Raw genomic sequence first — 14,593 nt, forward strand, 5'->3', positions numbered from 1 at the left:
ATGGACATGGAAATCGAGGGCATCCGCTGTCTGCTTGTCCGCTCTGAAAAACCATCGAAAGCCCCGATAAAGTTGAGTCCGCGGGAACAGGAAATCGTGAGGATGATTGCAAAGGGTTACCCGAACAAGGCGATCGCCGCCGTCCTGGAAATCAGCGGCTGGACTGTTTGCACCCATTTGCGCCGGGTCTTTGCAAAACTCGGCGTGAGCTCACGAGCTGCCATGGTGGCAAGGATTCTTGAACAGACCTCGTTTCCGCGCGATCGGGGGAACGCCACCGGGAGCAATCGCGAACCTGCTTCCCAACCGTGCAATCCAGCAGGTCGTAATTAAGCGGTGACGTGGCTACCCCGTAAGAGGCTTCGCCTCACGCGGTCAGGTCCGAGTAAAAGGTAATATGTTTTAAAAGCGGTGCCGGTCGACGCCTTTTGAACTTTGCCGCGAGCCCGCAGAGATCAACCACGTGAGGGCGAAGCCCTTTTACGGGGCTACCCCGCATAGATTCGAACTATGAATAACGCCTCCAAAGGGCGCTGTGTTACCGTTACACCACGGGGTAATCGAATTTCGATGGCGGCGCTCGCCGCTCACATTCTTAGATCGCAAATTGCAAATCGCAATTCGCAAATCATCCCGCCCGCTTCTCAGATTGAAGCGGTCATGTCGCTGGTCGCGCAGCCCGCGCGAGACATGCTGACCTTCTTCAGGGCGGATTCGACCTGGGCGACCAGCTCAGCGGGATTGTGCGGCTTGCGCAAAAATCCGGCCATCCCGGCGGCCAGCATTCGATCCACGCGCTCCTGGGCCATGAAACCCGTGCTCAAAAGCACGACGACATTGGGATTGATGGCGCGCAGGCGAGTGAAGGTTTCTTCGCCATCCATGAATGGCATCGAAAGATCGAGCAAAATCAGATCAAAGTAGCGGGGGTGCTGCCGGAAGAGCTCCAGGCATTCGAAACCCGATTGGACGGTGGCGACTTCGAATCCCGCTTCGGAAAAAACGCGTTTGCCCAGAACCCGCGCGGCTGGCTCGTCATCCACCACCAGGATCCGTCGCGGCCTCGCCGGGAGAGCGTGACCAATGGTCTCGGGCGCGGCGGGCGAAGAGGCTTTCGGGGGCAAAATGGATTCGGAGGCGGTAGTTACAGGCATTGTTTGGCTGGTCATTTGTTTGGGAATGAGGTTGCGATAAGCCTCATGTTTCCAGCGTAATAGAGCAGGAAAAATGCCCCTGCTTTAGAATTTTCATAACGAGCGCTTTAGCGATGAAATGTCCTCCGGCAATTCGGCCCCGCCCCATGGAAACAGAAACCGATTTCGGCGTTCGCAAAGCCGGCAAAACGGACTATGTTTGCTTCCCCAAAAATGAACCAGCTATCCATTAATAATCTGCGCGTCTCGATTGCAGACCAGGAAATTATCCGGGGACTGTCGCTGACCGTGCCGAAGGGCGAAATCCACGCGATCATGGGGCCGAACGGTTCTGGGAAAAGCACGCTCGCCAAAGTGCTCGCGGGGCATCCTGACTACAAAGTCACGGGGGGCGAAGTGACCATGGACGGCAAGAACATCCTTGAACTCGAGCCGGACGAACGCGCTCGCCAGGGGCTCTTTCTCGCCTTCCAGTATCCGAGCGAAATTCCCGGGGTAACGATCGCGAATTTTCTGCGTGCGGCGGTCCAGGCGCGTTTGCCGGAGGGAGAAGAACTCGAGGCTACGGACTATTACGCGAAGCTTTATGAGAAAATGGATCTCCTGGAAATGGATCGATCCTTCACCGCCCGGTCCGTGAACGAGGGTTTTTCGGGCGGTGAGAAAAAACGAAACGAGATTCTTCAGCTGGCCATGCTGGCGCCGAAATACGCTGTTCTCGACGAAACCGACAGCGGACTCGATATCGACGCGCTGAAAGTCGTGGCCCACGGCGTCAATTCCCTGCGCGGCCCGAACCTCGGCGTTCTTTTGATCACGCACTACCAGCGTTTGCTCGATTACATCGTTCCCGATCACGTTCACGTCATGGTCCAGGGCCGGATCGTGCGGAGCGGTGGGAAAGAGCTCGCCTTGGAGCTGGAAGAAAAAGGCTACGAAAGTTATGAGGCGCTGCCGGACGAAGTGGGCGAGCCGGCTCTGGCCTGACGAGGAATTTTATGGGCAAAGAACCATCACCTTTGGAAATCGAGCGGAACGTCGGGAATTTCGCTTATCCCGAAACCCACACCCACGACGCGGGGGTAGGTCTGACGGAAAAAACGATTCACTACATTTCCGACATCAAGGAGGACCCGGACTGGGTGCGCGAATTCCGGCTGAACGCTTACAAGACTTTCATGAGCAAGCCGATGCCGACCCACTGGGCGAGCAAGGACCTGGAGGCGATCGTGTTCGACAACATCCGCTATTACCTGAGCGGAGGGACCCAACCGAAGCGTAGCTGGGAGGAAGTGCCCGATGACGTGAAGCGGACGTTCGAGCGGCTCGGTATTCCGGAACAGGAACGGAAATTTCTGGCCGGCGTCGAAGCCCAATTCGACAGCGAGGCGGTTTATTCCAACATCAAGAAGGCCGTCGGCGAACAGGGCGTCATTTTTGTCGGCAGCCGCGAAGGGTTGAAGGAGCATCCGGAAATTTTCCGGAAATGGTTCGGCAAAGTCATCCCGACGGGTGACAACAAATTCAGCGCGCTCAACTCGGCGGTGTTCAGCGGCGGATCGTTCATCTACGTCCCGCCCGGCGTAAAAGTGAAGCACCCTCTCCAGGCGTATTTCCGGATCAACGCCGAGAATTTCGGCCAATTCGAGCGCACCCTGATCATCTGCGACGAAGGATCGGAGTTGACCTACATGGAGGGATGCACGGCGCCGAAGTTCAACACCGCCACGCTTCATAGCGCGGTCGTCGAGTTGGTCGCGTTGAAAGGCGCGAAGCTGCAGTACATCACCGTCCAGAACTGGTCCTCGAACGTTTTCAACCTCGTGACCAAGCGCGGGCTTGCCCACGAAGACGCCGAGGTGAAATGGATCGATTGCAACATCGGTTCGCGCCTGACGATGAAATATCCCGGCGTGATCATGAAAGGCCGGCGCGCTCGCGGCGAAGTTCTTTCCATCGCCCTGGCCGGCGACGGGCAGCACCAGGACACCGGCGCCAAGATGGTGCATGCGGCCGACGAAACGAGCAGCAATATCATTTCCAAAAGCATCAGCATCGGCGAAGGCCGGGCGACTTATCGGGGCCTGGTCCAGATCCCGAAGCACCTCAAAAACTGCAAGAACAACACCGAGTGCGATGCGCTCCTGATCAACGCCACCAGCCGCACCGACACTTATCCCGCGATCACAGTCCGCGGGACCGGCAACTCCGTGCAACACGAAGCCAGCGTCAGCCAGGTGAGCGCGGAGCAGATTTTTTACATGCAACAGCGAGGGCTGACCGAGGCGCAGGCGATGAGCCTGAGCGTGAACGGTTTCGTCAACGACCTGGTGCGTCAGTTTCCGATGGAATACAGCGTTGAGCTCAAGCGCCTGATCGAGCTTGAGATGGAGGGGTCGGTCGGCTAGGGTTCGGCCCCCAAGACAAGGGCAATCGGCGGCGGTCTTCGGGCCGCCGTTTGCGTCTCATTTCGGGAATGACTAACCAGACAGCTCTCCTTGATGAAGTGATGGAACGAGAAACGCCGCAGGAACATTCCGGGCCGGCGATTCTCTCCGGCCCTTCCGATTCCCATGGAACCGGGCTTCCCGCCTGGTTCCGGGATCAACAGCGCGCCGCCTGGACGACATTCGAGTCGCTTCCACTTCCGAACCGGAAAGATCAGCCCTGGCGATTCTCGAGCGTCAATGCGCTCGATCTTTCCCGCTACACAAAGAGCGCCGAATTAACGGAAGCCGAACGCGGCGAGGTGCTCGATCGTTCCGTCGCGCTCGAGGCGGTCTCCGGGCGGCTTATTTTCGCGGATGAACAACTGTTGCGGCGCGATCCGCTTCCCGAAGCGCTTCGAAAACGCGGCGTCCTTCTGATGCCGCTCGAACGGGCCTTGCTCGAGCACGAGGATTTGTTCCGCCGCCATTTCATGGCGCAGCCGGCCACGCTCGGATCGGCGAAATTTGCGGCGTTGCATCAGGCCTGGGTCGCCTCCGGAACGTTTGTCTATGTCCCGCGCGGCATCGAGGTGAAGCTGCCGATTGAAATTTTCCATTGGCTTCATGGGGAGAACGCCAGCGTGTTTCCCCATACGTTGCTGATCGCCGACGAGCTGGCGAAGGTGACAGTGATCGAGCACTTCGGTTCCGTGCATCCGGACCGCGCCGGGTTCGCCTGCGGCGTGAACGATCTGGTCGTCGGGCGCGGCGCGAAACTGAATTACGTCTGCACGCAAAACTGGAACGAGAAAGTCCTCTCGATCCAGATCAACTCAACCTCCGTGGCGCGCGAAGCGTCCGCCTTGAGCCTGAACGTCCATCTCGGCGGCGCTTATTCCCGCTTCGAAAGCCTCAGCCGCCTCATCGGTGAAGGCGCCCGGAGCGATCTTCTCGCGGTGTCCGTGGCCGATAACGGCCAGGAATTCGACGCTCGCACTCTTCAGGACCACATGAGCCCGCACACTACGAGCGATCTTCTTTACAAGAACGCTTTGAACGATCGGGCGCGAAACACCTTCGGCGGCCTGATCCGGGTGGAACCGCACGCTCATTTTACCGACGCCTATCAGACGGTGCGCAATCTTTTGCTGAGTGACGATGCCGAGGCCAACTCGATGCCCGGCCTGGAAATTCTGGCCGACAACGTCAAGTGCAGCCACGGCGCGACCTCGGGCCAGATCAGCGAAAACGAAATGTTTTACCTGCTCTCACGCGGCATCCCGGCGCCGGTCGCGAAACAGCTCCTCGTCTCCGGCTTCCTCAACGAAGTCGTCGATCGCCTCGATCATCCGGCGATCACCAGTCTCGTCCACGAGCTGATCGAGGCGAAATTCGCGCGGCGGTAAGGTCGGCGGAACCTCTTCGCGGTATTTCGGGCGTCAGTAATGGTCGAGTTCAAGGGTCATATTGCAATACAGCGATGCGCCTTCGACGTCAGGATACAATGAGAGAAAGTTGATGTTCATCCGGTTGAGCGATCGTAACGCCATCAATCTCTCTTCGCTGGGGAGCAAAAGTTTGTAGAGCTTCGGTATCCTTTTTTCGCTTCGGATCGCGATTACATAGCGGATGGTCAGGTTATGCTCCATCCGGTCATTGTACACGCACTGGCGAAATGTGCGTAGTCCTGCAAGCAATTGCGAATCGCCGCAAAGATAGAGATCTCGGTTGGCACCCAGATCAGGAATTCCGATGTATGTCCTTGCGTTTCCGGCAACGGAAATCGGTGGCGGGCAGTGAAGGCCGCAGTATTTCTATGACTACGAGATGGCGAATGAATTGGAAGAACGGGTTGTCGCGTTTATCGATTTTGACGCGTGGCGCAATCGCTCGAGGATCGACGTATCACAAAAAGCGGATCATATTCGGGGAAGGCCTGAACCGCGCGTACGAATTGGAAAGAAGAGCAGCGGTCTACCCGCGGATAATTGTAACCGATGAGGTTCGTCAACAACTTGAGGAGGCCGGTGCCGAGATCCCGATCAACATCAGTTTCCTTTCAATGGTCGTCCGCGACTACGACGGGCTTTGGCTCATCGATCCCTTCGCTCGTCCTCGTTCTTGGGAGGCATACCGGGACGGAGAGGATTGTAGAAAGAAGGCAGTTGAAGGTTTGGAGCGACTCAGAAGCCAGATTTTCACCGGCTTGTGGCGTGTCCAGACTGATCAGCCTACGAAGCTCGATCGTATTGCGAAGCACCGCTGGCTCAACGCTTCAATTTGGCCTTGGAAGCCGAGCGTTACGAGACCGGTGTTTCTCCCATCAGCCTATAATGATCCGCAGAGCAAAGCGACGATTTCGCCAGTTCTATAAACGAAACTATGCTGCCCCACATTGCGTGGGCTGATCTTCTGATTACCGCTTCGATTTGCGTGGCGCGGCATGCGCGCTCTTTGTCCCGTCGGCCTTTTCGCGAATGACAACGTGACTGTGATCCTTGCGAGTGCCGCCGCCCGCCGTCGTCAGATGGTGTGTTTCTTTTATGTCACCAACTTGCTTAATCTTCGTCGTGGACTCCGAGCCGTCATCGTTCTTTTGCCATCTCTTGTCGGGCATTAAAAACCTCTATGGGTACTTCGTCTCCAAAAGTCTATGCGGTTGTCAGCGCCGGCGGTCGAACGGAGAATTATCCATGAACTTCTCACAAAATTTTGCACCCCCTCGACAACCATTGGCGAAAGTCTTATCCTGGACCTGTGAGCCGGACGTTGGCTGATCTATCGGAAGAGGCGCTCAAGTTGCCGCAGAAAGAGCAACTAAGACTTGCGCGGGCGATTCTCGAAAACAATGAGGCGCGCGGAGGCGGAGATGTCGATGCGGCGTGGGAGGCTGAGATCGAGCGTCGGATTCAGATGATCGATAGTGGTGTCGCACAAGGCCGGCCGTTCGCCGACGTGTTGCGCGATATTGATCGTCAGCTCCGTCGATGAACCTGATTACGCTTGGCGAAGCCGAGCGGGAATTTGCTGAATCGGTTGCCTATTACGAATCGCAGGAGCCCGGCCTTGGTTCCCGGTTTCGTGATGAACTCGCCGCCGCCATGGGTCGAATTGCCCAAAACCTGAATTGCCACGGCTGAGGCCGAAAGGATATCGCCGACTAAACCTGCGCGTGTTTCCGCACTACGTCGCTTATGTCATCCGGGAACAGACAATCTGGATTGTCGCAATCGCACACGGCTTTCGCCGGCCAGAGTTTTGGATCGACCGAGTCTAGCCTAGTGCGGTCGACCCGGCGCGCGCGTCAATAAAGCTTCGCGATCGCGGTCGCTTCGTCCCGAATGCGCGTCGCCAGCTCCGCCGGGGCGAGGACCCGCGCGTGCTTGCCCCAGCTGAGGATCCAGCGCTCGATTTCCTGCAGGCCGCCCAATTCCAGCTCGAGGACAATTGAGCCATCAGCCTTCTCGCGAACACGCTGGGACTCGTGCCACTTCCGTTCCGCTACCAGGCGTGCCGCGAAGGCGTCGAACTGAATCCGGATTCGTTGCTTTTTCCCGGAGGAATAGACGCCGAAACTTCCGCTCAGGATTTGCGCGATGGAAAAATCCGCCGGCCGGCGAAACCCTTTGTTCGTGAGCGAAACCTTTCGCATGCGCGGAAGCGCGAACGTCCGGAGCTGCCGGCGCTCCAGGTCTTCCGCGAAAAGGTACCACTGATTTTCCAGGCAGCCGAGATGGTAGGGGCGGACTCGCCGTTGCTCGTAGCCGGGACTGTTCAGTTTCCGATATTCGAACTCCAATTCGACTGAGCGGAGAACACTCCGGCTCACCGCTTCGAACAATTCAAGGTCCGCCGCGCTGGCGCCGGCGCTCCGGAACGAGATCCCTTCCTCCAGGTCGTGCCAGGAAAACGAGAGCCGGTCTTTCAACCCGTCGGTCAGTTTTCGGAAGGCGGACTGCAACGGCCTCTCAAAAGGCGTCCCCTTGTATTGGGCGAGCGCCTTCTGCGCCACGAGCAACGCCGTAATTTCGCCTTCCGACACCTCGATGTTCGGAAAAGCCGTGACCGGCTCGCTATAAAAAAAACCAAATTCCTTCGGGTGATATTCGATCGGCAACCCGAGCCGGTAGCGCATGAAATCGATGTCGCGCTGGATCGTCTTGGCCGAGACCTCGAGCTCGGCGGCGATCTTCTGGCAGTTGGGAAAGTGGCGGGCCTTCAGGGCGGCATGCAGCCGCATCATCCGCTCGAGCGGGGGCCGCGAAAAATTTTCATTATTTTTGACCATCGGACAGTCGATGTCCTACCCCCTGTTTTAGGATCGCGCCATGAAAAGATACAAAATCCGTTATCCCCGGCGGCACCTGCTCGCCGTTCCCTATTCTGTCCGGCCCGATCGAATCGAGCGCGGACTCCGCATCCTCCGGGCGTTGCGTCAATCCCTGGCGGCTGTTCCCCCGATGCCGCGCCCGCAGCAAAAGGAGTTCGATTTCATCGTCGCTGAACGCGCCTAGGTAGGGACGCCGCGCTGCGGCGTCCGCTTTCCTATCGTCCGCAGAGAAAGTATTGCAACGGCCAGCGAGGGTCGCTACGTTCGGTTCCCTGCCGGTGGTTTTGCCGCCGGCAGAAACTGGGAGCCATGGACGTAACCGGAACTATCGAAGCGATCCTCGCCCAAAAAGGGGCCGAGACTTTTACGATCTCGCCCGACGCAACGGTTTACGACGCCATCGCACTGATGGCCGAGAAAAACATCGGGGCACTCCTGGTCACCGAGAACGACCGGCCGGTCGGGATGATCTCGGAGCGCGATTACACCCGGAAGGTGATGCTGCGGGGGAAGAGGTCCCGGGAATCGTTCGTGCGCGAAATCATGTCGAGCGAACTGACCGTCGTCAGTCCGCGCGAACCGGTCGAGAATTGTCTCCGGATGATGACCGACAAACACATCCGACATTTGCCCGTGCTCGAAGGAGACCAAATTCGCGGAGTGATTTCGATCGGCGACCTGGTGAAATGGGTCATCGCCACCCAATCCGCCGCCATCCAGCATTTGGAGATGTATATTTCCGGCGGCTACACCGGGTAGTTCTTCTCTCGTCCTCGTCCTCCTCCTCGTGCTCGTGCTCGAATCGGCTATAGATCGAGGACGAGCCCGAGAACGAGGACGAAGGACGAAAAAACGCCTACAACGCCCAAACCGTTTTCCCGCCCACAATCGTCCGCACCGCTCTGCCTTTCAGTTTCCAGCCATCGAACGGCGTATTCCGCGACATCGATTGAAATTTCGAGGCGTCGACGGTCCACTCCAGATCAGGATCAATCAGCGTGACATCGCCGGCCTGACCGGCCGACAACGTACCGGCGTCGATCTGAAGCAATCGCGCTGGATTCACGGTGTACATCTCAATCAATCGGGGCAGCTCGATCGTTTTGTTTTTGTGCACGAGCAGATCAAGAAATAATCCGAGTTCCGTTTCTAGGCCGACGATCCCGAACGGCGCGGCGTCGAACTCGACTTCTTTCTCGAACTGCGCGTGCGGCGCGTGATCGCTGCACAGGATTTCAATGGTGCCGTCGGCGATTCCTTCGAGGAGCGCGGCCACGTCTTCCTTCGCTCGCAGCGGCGGGTTCATCTTGCAATTGGTGTCGAAGTCCTGAATCGCGTCATCCGTCAACGCGATGTGGTGCGGACAGACTTCCCCGCTGATTTTCACGCCGCGGCCTCGCGCTTCCCGCAGAAGCCGAACGCTCCCCGCCGCACTGAGATGCTGGCAATGGACCTGGTGATCGCAGCAGTTCGCGAGAAGAATGTTCCGCGTCACGATGACTTCCTCCCCAATGCTCGGCCAGCCGGGCAACCCCAGGAGCGTGCTCCAGTAGCCTTCATGCACGACCCCGTTGCCGACCAGGTTGTAATCCTGGCAATGATCGAGAACCGGCACGCCAACCATCCGCGCGTATTCGACCGCGCGGCGCATGAGCTCGTTGTTCTGGACGCAACGGCCGTCGTCCGTGATGGCGACAACGCCCGCTTGTTTGAGCGAACCGATTGGGGCCAGCTCTTCGCCCATTAGGCCTTTTGAGATCGCCCCCGAGGGCAAAACGTTGACGCAAGCCCGTTCCGCCGCGCGCCGAATCCAGGTGATCGTCGCCGGGCTGTCCGCCACCGGCCACGTGTTCGGCATGCAAACGATCGTGGTGAATCCTCCCGCTGCCGCCGCCCGCGCCCCGGATTCAATCGTTTCCTTCCAACCGAAGCCGGGTTCGCGCAGATGGACATGCAAGTCGATCAGGCCCGGGGCGACGACGAGATTGCTTGCGTCAATCTCGTCGGGTTGAGAGTTGAGGGTTGAGAGTTGAGAGCCGTCGGTGATTTTTCCATCGACGATAAACAAATCCGCGACTTCATCCCGGTGGTTTGCCGGATCGATGATCCGGCCGTTGCGAAGAATCACCGTGCTCATGGCGTGGAAATTCCTCCGCAGAGATAAAGCACCGCCATCCGCACCGCGATCCCGTTGCTGACCTGCTCGAGAATCACACTCTGGGCGCCGTCGGCCAGTTCGCTGTCGATTTCCACGCCGCGATTAATCGGGCCGGGATGCATGATCAGGCAATCGGGCTTCAGCCGTTTCCCTCGCTCTTTGGTGAGGCCAAACAGCCGGATGTACTCGCCGATCCCGGGGAAATATTCCTTTCGTTGCCGCTCGTGCTGGATGCGCAACAAATTGACCACGTCCGCGCTTTCCAGGACCGAATCCAGATCGTGGGTCACCGTGACACCGAGCCTTTCAAACTCAGGCGGCACCAGCGTGCTCGGACCCACCAGGGTGACGCGCGCTCCCAGTTTCGTCAGGGCAAAAATGTTCGAGCGCGCGACCCGGCTGAAAAGAATATCTCCGATAATGACGACGTGCAGTCCGTCGACGCCGCCTTTGCGCGATCGGATGGTGTAAAGATCGAGCAGGGCCTGGGTCGGATGTTCGTGCGCTCCATCGCCGGCGTTGATGATGCTCGATTTGACGCGGCGGGCCAGAAACTGCGGCGCGCCAGAGGAGCTGTGCCGGATCACAATCAAATCGGCGTGATAGGCTTCGAGGATTTTCGTGGTGTCCTTGAGCGTCTCGCCTTTGACCAGGCTGGAGGAGGAAGCGGAGATATTGATGACGTCCGCGCTCAGCCGAATGGCCGCGATCTCGAACGACGTCCGGGTCCGCGTGCTCGGCTCAACGAAGAAGTTCACGAGCGTTTTACCGCGCAAGGCCGGCACTTTCTTGATCTCGCGGGTGCCCACATCCTTGAAAGCGTCCGCCGTATCGAGAACAAAAGTGATCTCGTCCGCCGAGAGCTCGCGGATCCCGAGTAAATCTTTTCGCTGCCAGCGCAGCTCGGATTTCTCGCCGTTGCTCATGCGACCCCTCCCTTTTCGACCCGGACGGCGTCCGGTTCGCCGTCGATTTCCTGGAGCTGCAAGCGCACCTGTTCCTCTGGTGCGGTGGGCAGATTTTTCCCGACGTAATCGGGCCGGATCGGCAATTCGCGATGCCCGCGATCGATCAACGCCGCCAGCTGGATCCGCGCGGGCCGTCCGAACGAACCGATCGCGTCCATCGCCGCGCGCACCGTGCGGCCGGTGGAGAGCACATCATCCACGATCACGACCGTTTTCCCTTCGAGCGGCAACGGCAGCGTCGAAGCCTGGACCCGCGGCAAATCCCGCCGGATCCCGACGTCGTCGCGATGCATCGAAACGTCGATCGCGCCCGACCCAACTTCGCCTTGGCCTAACGACCGGATAATCTCCGCGAGCCGTTGCGCGATCGCGGCGCCCCGGGACGGGATTCCCGCCAGAATGACAGAGCCGAGCTCCGGGTTCCGCTCGACGATCTCATGCGCAATCCGGCGCAGGGCGCGATTAATCGCGGAAGCATCCATCACCGGCCCGGTGGTGGATGAGGATGAAGAAGTGGAAGGGTTTGGTTTCACAAGGTTCCTTCGCGACCTCGCGGGATCGCATTAAAGGAAGGTGGCAGATTAAGCGGTGGTCGTCTCGGCCTTTGCCTCCTTCATCCGCTTGTTCCGCCAACTGGATCGATATTTCACGATCCAATCGAGCAGCGCCTTTTCAAAACCGATATCGGCTCCGGCTTTTTCGCTCTCGATCCATTTATGCTTCAAAATCTCCTCCCGCTCGGCGAGGAACTCCTTGTAGAGCACCGAGTTTTTGACGAACTGCGATTGTTCGCTCTGCGCCGCCGCGGACATGTCGGCACTGTTTTTCATATAAACGCGCGCTGGTCAACAAAAACCATATCGCCTGTTTAGGCGTAGCAGCGGCTGTGCCTATTCAATTTACCGGGCGGACGGGCCCGGAAACGGCGTCTGCCCGAGAGGAAACCGCGATGCGAACGAACCGGCAAGCTACCTTACAGCGCTCTCTTCGAGGGCGGAATGCTGATGCCGGATATCTTCGGCCGCGGCGGCGTAAACGGCGTCTTCCGCCATGTTGGTGGCATGATCGCCGACGCGTTCCAGACAACGGGAGACAAAGATCAGATTCAGGTAACCGCGCAGTTGGCCGGGATCTTCCGCCATCCGTTCGATCAGGCGCCGGCTGGCGGATGAATTCATATCGTCGAGGCCCTGGTCGCGCGGCACGACCGACCGCGCCAGTTGCACGTCTTCGCGGACATAGGCGTCGACCGCGTCCTTGAACATCGCCATGGCGTGGACGTACATCGGCCTCATCAATTCCGCCTCGGGCAGCGGCGGGTGTTGGTTCAGTTTGCGGGCGCGGCGCGCGATGTTGGTGCCCTGGTCCGCCATACGCTCGAGATTCGAGGAAAGCTTCATCGCGGAAACGACCCGGCGCAGATCGGACGCGACCGGTTGAAAACGGAGGAGCAACTCGATTCCATCCTTGTCCATCTGCTTTTCCAGTTGATCGATCTCTTCGTCGTCGGCGATCGCGACCGCGCACAGGTCGTCATCCCGCTTGAGGAGGCCGGTGATGGCCCGGTCGAGGCTGCGTTCGGTGAGGCTCGACATCATGAGGACATTGTTGCGCAGAGACGACAATGCCTCTTCGAAGGTGCCGAGGATATGCTTGGGTGCATTCATTGCGGAACGTGGTTGGCTCGATAAGCGATTTAACCAAAGCGGCCGGTGATGTACTCCTCTGTTTGCCGCTGGCCGGGGTTGGAAAAAATCTTGCCGGTGGCGTCGAACTCGATCAGGCGCCCGAGATAAAAGAAGGCGGTGTGATCGGAGCAGCGGCCCGCCTGCTGCATGTTGTGGGTGACGATGACGATGGTGTATTCCTGCTTCAATTGACGGATCAATTCCTCGACCTTTGCCGTGGCGATGGGATCGAGCGCGGAGCAGGGCTCGTCCATCAGGACGATCTCCGGTTCCACCGCCAGGGCCCGCGCGATACAAAGCCGCTGCTGCTGGCCGCCGGAAAGGCCGTAACCGCTCACATGCAGCCGGTCTTTGACCTCCTCCCACAGTGCGGCCGAGCGCAGACTTTTCTCGACCGCTTCGTCGATCAGCGTGCGTTTGGTGACCCCGGCGATGCGCAAGCCGTAGGCGACATTGTCGTAAATCGATTTTGGGAATGGATTCGATTTTTGAAACACCATGCCGACCCGGCGCCGGAGATCGACCACGTCAACCTCGGACGCGTTGATATCCACGCCTTCGATCCGAATCGAGCCGCGCGAGATCTGGGCGCCATCGATAAGATCGTTCATCCGGTTCAGGCAACGGAGCAGGGTGGTTTTTCCGCAGCCGGACGGCCCGATGAAAGCGGTGACGGCGCGCGCGGGAATACTGAGACTGACGTCGTGGAGCACCTGGTGCGCGCCATACTTGAAGTCGAGGTGCTCGATCTCAATCATGCCGGCCTCCGCTTTCGGTTCCGGCACTGGGGCGGGCGGGTTAACGAGAGTCTGTGAAGTTAATTTGGGCATTTCAGCGACGCTTACCATGATAGGCGGTTCCTGGTTCGTTCTCGCAAGACAATAGATGTTAGTGCAATCAGCATGACGAGGAAAAGGAAGACAAACGCGCTGCCGTACTGCACGCGTTCCGTGTACTCGTTCTGCGGAATCTTCGAGCTGACCACGTAAATGTGATACGGCAGGGCCATGACCCCCTGGAAAACGAAGTCGGTAAACCTGGCCACCTGCCACGGCATTTCGTCCTTCATGGCGTAAGCCGCAGTGAACATGATGGGCGCCGTCTCGCCCGCGACCCGCGCGATCCCGAGGATCGAGGAAGTCAGAATTCCCGGCATCGCGTAAGGGAGGACATTCTTGCGGATCGTCTGCCATTTGCTCGCCCCGAGCGCGAGCGACCCTTCGCGCAACCCCTGGGGGACGGCCCGGAGCGATTCTTCGCTCGCGGTAATGATCGCGGGCAGGACCATCAGGCCGAGGGTGAACCAGCCGGCGATGAGCGAAACATTCCAGCCGAAGAAAATGACGAACAATCCAAAACCGAAAAGACCGAAGACAATCGAAGGCACCCCAGCCAGGTTGAGGATCGCAATCCGAATCAGGCGGATGCCGCGGCCGTTCCGGCTGTATTCGTTCAGATAAATCGCGCTGCTGATCCCGATGCCGAGCGCCAGGATCATCGACCCGATGACCAGGAGCGCCGTTCCCACAATGCAGGGCCAGATGCCGCCGGCCGAATAGGCGATGCTCGTGGCTTCAACGGTGTCCGCGGGATGCGCCGCTTTCCATTCGCGAAACTGCCTGTCGCTCAACGTCAATTTTTTTCCTTCGAAGTCGAAGACGTAAAGCGTTTGGGGCGGCTCCGTCAGGAAGGGGATGTTGATGAAGGGCGGCGTCGACGTAAAAACCGTCCGGCTGCCTTTGATGCCGATGTCGAGAAAGATGTAGGTGGCGGCGGCGAGGACGAAGTAGGTGGCGAAGCGGAAGAGCCCAAAGAGCGTTTGTTCGAGCAGCCGTCCGCGCCTCCTATAAGTCGTATAGGTCATAT

20 protein-coding genes and 1 tRNA gene are annotated in these 14,593 nt (G+C 58.7%); 9 read left to right on the plus strand and 12 right to left on the minus strand.

Annotation, left to right across the window (positions count from 1 at the left end; genetic code table 11):
* Nucleotides 1-6: 6 nt before the first annotated feature.
* On the plus strand, nt 7-333 hold the full coding sequence (locus tag VJU77_00675; protein ID HKP01849.1) for a helix-turn-helix transcriptional regulator: 327 nt from the start codon (nt 7-9) through the stop codon (nt 331-333).
* Between the two features lie 155 nt (nt 334-488).
* On the opposite strand, the gene VJU77_00680 is transcribed toward VJU77_00675, so the two are convergent.
* Both VJU77_00680 and VJU77_00685 read right to left on the minus strand, forming a co-directional pair.
* Nucleotides 489-559, minus strand: a tRNA-Gln gene (locus VJU77_00680).
* A gap of 85 nt (nt 560-644) precedes the next feature.
* Nucleotides 645-1,169, minus strand: a complete 525-nt coding sequence (locus VJU77_00685) for a response regulator (GenBank protein HKP01850.1) — start codon at nt 1,167-1,169, stop codon at nt 645-647.
* A 198-nt stretch (nt 1,170-1,367) separates the two neighbouring features.
* On the opposite strand from VJU77_00685, the gene sufC reads away from it, so the two are divergent.
* From sufC to sufD, 3 genes are all read left to right on the plus strand, one after another.
* Complete coding sequence (gene sufC / locus VJU77_00690) at nt 1,368-2,141, plus strand: Fe-S cluster assembly ATPase SufC (GenBank protein ID HKP01851.1); 774 nt, start codon at nt 1,368-1,370, stop codon at nt 2,139-2,141.
* A gap of 11 nt (nt 2,142-2,152) precedes the next feature.
* Nucleotides 2,153-3,562, plus strand: a complete 1,410-nt coding sequence (sufB, locus tag VJU77_00695; GenBank protein HKP01852.1) for a Fe-S cluster assembly protein SufB — start codon at nt 2,153-2,155, stop codon at nt 3,560-3,562.
* Nucleotides 3,563-3,630: 68 nt separating this feature from the next.
* Nucleotides 3,631-4,989 carry a Fe-S cluster assembly protein SufD gene (gene sufD, locus VJU77_00700; GenBank protein ID HKP01853.1) on the plus strand — a complete coding sequence of 453 codons (1,359 nt, stop codon included), beginning with the start codon at nt 3,631-3,633 and terminating at the stop codon, nt 4,987-4,989.
* A gap of 33 nt (nt 4,990-5,022) precedes the next feature.
* Here the strand turns inward: sufD and VJU77_00705 are convergent, their stop codons facing one another.
* On the minus strand, nt 5,023-5,232 hold the full coding sequence (locus tag VJU77_00705; protein ID HKP01854.1) for a hypothetical protein: 210 nt from the start codon (nt 5,230-5,232) through the stop codon (nt 5,023-5,025).
* A 185-nt stretch (nt 5,233-5,417) separates the two neighbouring features.
* Here VJU77_00705 and VJU77_00710 point away from each other — a divergent pair, with 185 nt between their 5' ends.
* Entirely contained in the window at nt 5,418-5,957 is a 540-nt protein-coding gene (locus VJU77_00710; protein HKP01855.1) for a hypothetical protein, read from the plus strand.
* Nucleotides 5,958-5,999: 42 nt separating this feature from the next.
* Here the strand turns inward: VJU77_00710 and VJU77_00715 are convergent, their stop codons facing one another.
* Nucleotides 6,000-6,200 (minus strand): hypothetical protein, encoded by a 201-nt coding sequence (locus tag VJU77_00715; protein ID HKP01856.1) that lies wholly within the window; start codon nt 6,198-6,200, stop codon nt 6,000-6,002.
* 140 nt (nt 6,201-6,340) lie between these two features.
* On the opposite strand from VJU77_00715, the gene VJU77_00720 reads away from it, so the two are divergent.
* Together VJU77_00720 and VJU77_00725 are read left to right on the plus strand one after the other, a co-directional pair.
* Nucleotides 6,341-6,574: an addiction module protein gene (locus tag VJU77_00720; GenBank protein HKP01857.1), complete on the plus strand. Its 234-nt coding sequence runs from the start codon at nt 6,341-6,343 to the stop codon at nt 6,572-6,574.
* A complete protein-coding gene (locus VJU77_00725; protein ID HKP01858.1) occupies nt 6,571-6,723 on the plus strand; it encodes a hypothetical protein in 153 nt (50 codons plus the stop codon). Before VJU77_00720 ends, VJU77_00725 begins: the two co-directional genes overlap by 4 nt.
* 164 nt (nt 6,724-6,887) lie before the next feature.
* Here VJU77_00725 and VJU77_00730 read toward each other — a convergent pair whose 3' ends face one another.
* Nucleotides 6,888-7,871: a WYL domain-containing transcriptional regulator gene (locus VJU77_00730; GenBank protein ID HKP01859.1), complete on the minus strand. Its 984-nt coding sequence runs from the start codon at nt 7,869-7,871 to the stop codon at nt 6,888-6,890.
* Nucleotides 7,872-7,911: 40 nt separating this feature from the next.
* On the opposite strand from VJU77_00730, the gene VJU77_00735 reads away from it, so the two are divergent.
* Nucleotides 7,912-8,097, plus strand: coding sequence for a hypothetical protein (locus tag VJU77_00735; GenBank protein ID HKP01860.1), 186 nt, complete (start codon nt 7,912-7,914; stop codon nt 8,095-8,097).
* 125 nt (nt 8,098-8,222) lie between these two features.
* Nucleotides 8,223-8,672: a CBS domain-containing protein gene (locus tag VJU77_00740; protein ID HKP01861.1), complete on the plus strand. Its 450-nt coding sequence runs from the start codon at nt 8,223-8,225 to the stop codon at nt 8,670-8,672.
* A 97-nt stretch (nt 8,673-8,769) separates the two neighbouring features.
* Here VJU77_00740 and VJU77_00745 read toward each other — a convergent pair whose 3' ends face one another.
* The 7 genes from VJU77_00745 to pstA all read right to left on the minus strand — a co-directional run bounded on the left by VJU77_00745 (nt 8,770) and on the right by pstA (nt 14,591).
* Nucleotides 8,770-10,050 (minus strand): dihydroorotase, encoded by a 1,281-nt coding sequence (locus VJU77_00745; protein ID HKP01862.1) that lies wholly within the window; start codon nt 10,048-10,050, stop codon nt 8,770-8,772.
* Complete coding sequence (locus VJU77_00750; protein ID HKP01863.1) at nt 10,047-10,997, minus strand: aspartate carbamoyltransferase catalytic subunit; 951 nt, start codon at nt 10,995-10,997, stop codon at nt 10,047-10,049. The genes VJU77_00745 and VJU77_00750 overlap by 4 nt, the downstream gene beginning before the upstream one ends.
* Nucleotides 10,994-11,572 carry a bifunctional pyr operon transcriptional regulator/uracil phosphoribosyltransferase PyrR gene (gene pyrR / locus VJU77_00755; protein HKP01864.1) on the minus strand — a complete coding sequence of 193 codons (579 nt, stop codon included), beginning with the start codon at nt 11,570-11,572 and terminating at the stop codon, nt 10,994-10,996. The genes VJU77_00750 and pyrR overlap by 4 nt, the downstream gene beginning before the upstream one ends.
* A gap of 48 nt (nt 11,573-11,620) precedes the next feature.
* Nucleotides 11,621-11,869: a hypothetical protein gene (locus tag VJU77_00760; protein HKP01865.1), complete on the minus strand. Its 249-nt coding sequence runs from the start codon at nt 11,867-11,869 to the stop codon at nt 11,621-11,623.
* 138 nt (nt 11,870-12,007) lie between these two features.
* Nucleotides 12,008-12,706 (minus strand): phosphate signaling complex protein PhoU, encoded by a 699-nt coding sequence (gene phoU, locus VJU77_00765; protein ID HKP01866.1) that lies wholly within the window; start codon nt 12,704-12,706, stop codon nt 12,008-12,010.
* Between the two features lie 29 nt (nt 12,707-12,735).
* Nucleotides 12,736-13,557, minus strand: a complete 822-nt coding sequence (gene pstB / locus VJU77_00770) for a phosphate ABC transporter ATP-binding protein PstB (protein ID HKP01867.1) — start codon at nt 13,555-13,557, stop codon at nt 12,736-12,738.
* 11 nt (nt 13,558-13,568) lie between these two features.
* The gene (gene pstA / locus VJU77_00775) at nt 13,569-14,591 is read right to left on the minus strand and encodes a phosphate ABC transporter permease PstA (protein HKP01868.1); all 1,023 of its coding nucleotides are present in this window, start codon (nt 14,589-14,591) and stop codon (nt 13,569-13,571) included.
* Between the last annotated feature and the right edge of the window lie 2 nt (nt 14,592-14,593).

This window comes from Chthoniobacterales bacterium, from assembly GCA_035274845.1.
Lineage (GTDB): Bacteria > Verrucomicrobiota > Verrucomicrobiia > Chthoniobacterales > UBA10450 > AV80.